This window comes from Streptomyces sp. NPDC059169 (genome assembly GCF_042755225.1).
In the GTDB taxonomy this organism is placed as follows: domain Bacteria; phylum Actinomycetota; class Actinomycetes; order Streptomycetales; family Streptomycetaceae; genus Streptomyces.
In genome coordinates this window covers 1-1,677 of record NZ_JBHZCF010000056.1, presented here as the reverse complement: position 1 = coordinate 1,677, position 1,677 = coordinate 1, and the positions used below count along the sequence as shown (strand labels likewise).

The 1,677-nt window shown below is 69.1% G+C and carries 1 protein-coding gene; it reads left to right on the top strand.

Annotated elements, in window-relative coordinates; all coding sequences use genetic code 11:
* A partial coding sequence (locus ACFXOM_RS35570; protein ID WP_385041643.1) for a beta-ketoacyl synthase N-terminal-like domain-containing protein occupies positions 1–1,677 on the top strand: 1,677 nt, incomplete at both ends.

Sequence of the window (1,677 nt, the reverse complement as noted above, 5' to 3'; positions counted from 1 at the left end):
CCTGTTCTCGTCCGCGGCCGGTGTGGTGGGCAACCCGGGTCAGGCGAACTACGCGGCTGCGAACGCCTTCCTCGACGCCCTCGCCGCCCACCGCCGGGCCCTCGGCCTGCCCGCGACCTCGGTCGCCTGGGGCCTGTGGCAGAAGTCCGGCGGGATGACCGCCGAACTCGCCGACACGGACCACAGCCGTATGTCGCGCTCGGGCGTCACCGCACTCTCGGACGCCGCCGGTCTTTCCCTGCTCGACGCCTCCCTGCGGGCCGACCGGGCCACGCTCGTCGCGATCCATCTCGACCTCGCCGCGCTACGTGGCCAGACCCCCGCACCTCTCCTGCGGGGTTTGGTGCGGGGGTCGGTGCGTCGTGTGGCGCGTGCGGGTGTGGTGGAGTCTTCGGCTTTTGTGCGCCGGTTGTTGTCTGTGGGGGAGTCGGAGCGGCTTCCGATCGTGTTGGAGGTGGTGCGTGGTCAGGTGGCTGCGGTGCTCGGTTTCGCGAGTGCGCAGTCGATCGATGCGGCGCGGGCGTTCAAGGATCTGGGTTTTGACTCGTTGACGGCGGTGGAGCTGCGCAATCAGTTGGGTGAGGCGGTGGGTCTGCGGTTGCCGGCGACGCTGGTCTTCGACTACCCGACTCCGCAGGCGCTCGCGGAGCACGTCATTGCCGAGGTGCTCGGCACGGCGGACCCCACGACCGCTGCTGTGGCGGCTGCGGCCGTCGCGGACGAGCCGATCGCGATCGTGGCGATGAGCTGCCGCTATCCGGGTGGTGTGGAGTCTCCCGAGGACCTGTGGCGGCTGCTCGCGGAGGGCCGCGACGGTATCTCCGGCTTCCCCACCGACCGCGGCTGGGACGTGGACGGCATCTTCCACCCCGACCCGGACAACCCAGGTACCTCGTACACCTCCGAGGGTGGTTTCCTGGAGGGTGCTGCTGAGTTCGATCCCGGGTTCTTCGGGATCAGTCCGCGTGAGGCGCTGGCGATGGACCCGCAGCAGCGGTTGCTGCTCGAGGCGTCGTGGGAGGCGTTCGAGCGGGCGGGGATCGACCCGACCGTGCTGCGTGGCAGCGCGACCGGTGTCTTCGCCGGCGTGATGTACCACAACTACGGGACCCGACTCACCCATGTGCCCGCAGAGGTGGAGGGCTTCCTCAGTACGGGTGCGTCCAGCAGCGTGGTCTCCGGTCGTGTGTCGTACACGTTCGGTTTTGAGGGGCCTGCGGTCACGGTGGACACGGCGTGTTCGTCTTCGCTGGTGGCGCTGCATCTGGCGGCGCAGGCGTTGCGTCAGGGTGAGTGTTCGATGGCGCTCGCGGGTGGTGTGACGGTGATGCCGACGGCGGACACGTTCATTGAGTTCTCGCGTCAGCGTGGTCTTGCCGCTGATGGTCGGTGCAAGTCGTTCGCGGCGGCCGCGGACGGCACGGGCTGGGGTGAGGGTGTGGGCATGCTGCTGCTTGAGCGGCTGTCCGATGCCGAGCGCCATGGTCACCAGGTGCTGGCGGTGGTGCGTGGTTCGGCGGTGAATCAGGATGGCGCGTCGAATGGTCTGACGGCGCCGAACGGTCCGTCGCAGCAGCGGGTGATCCGTCAGGCGTTGGCGAACGCGGGTCTGACGACGGCCGATGTGGACGCGGTCGAGGCCCATGGCACGGGTACGACGCTGGGTGACCCGATCGA